This window comes from Neptuniibacter pectenicola (genome assembly GCF_001597735.1).
Lineage (GTDB): Bacteria > Pseudomonadota > Gammaproteobacteria > Pseudomonadales > Balneatricaceae > Neptuniibacter > Neptuniibacter pectenicola.
This window is the reverse complement of the sequence record NZ_LUTS01000058.1, coordinates 1-658: the sequence shown is the minus strand read 5'-3', so window position 1 is coordinate 658 and position 658 is coordinate 1. Positions and strand designations below refer to the sequence as shown.

Here is a 658-nt window from a genome sequence, read left to right as displayed (position 1 = left end):
AAAAAAAAGGGGAGAAGAAAAAGGAGGGGGAAAAGGAAAGGGGAGAGAGAAGAAAAAAGGAAAGAGAAAGAGGGAAAGAGAAGAGGAAAGAGGAAGGAGGGGAGGAAAAAAGGAGGAAGGGAGAAAAAAGAGAAGGGGGAGGAAGAAAAAAAGAGGAGAGAGGAAGAAAAGGAAGGGGGGGGAGAAGGGGAGGGAGAGAGAAGAGAAGGAAAGAAGGAGAGAGGGGGGAAAAAGGGAAGAGAAGGGGAGAAAGAGAGAAAAAAAAAAGAAGAAGGAGAAGGAGGGAAAGAAGGAAGAGAAAGAAGAGGAAGGGAAAGAGGAGGGAGGAGGAAGAAGGAGAAGGAGAGAGGAGGGAGGAGAGAAAAAAAGGGGGGGGAGTGAAAGGGAGGGAGGAAAGGGGAAGAAAGGGAAAAAAAGGGAGAAGGGAAGGAGGGAAAGAGGAGAGAAGAGGGGAAAAGGGGGAAGAGGAAAGGAAGGAGAAGAAAGGAGAGGGGGGGAAGGAAGGGAAGAGAAAGAAGAAGGAGGAGAAGGGAGAGAGAAAAAGGAAGAGGAGGAAGAAGAGAGGAAAGAAGAAAGAGGGGAGGGGGAAGAGAAGAAAGAGGGGGAAGAAGAAAAGGAGGAGGGGGGAGAGAAGGCTGTAACAGGTAATGAAGGTTCC

The 658-nt window shown here is 48.9% G+C and carries 1 protein-coding gene; it reads left to right on the top strand.

The window, feature by feature from the left end:
* Positions 1 to 658: hypothetical protein (locus A3773_RS19715; protein WP_197462825.1), on the top strand; the 658-nt coding region annotated here is incomplete at both ends.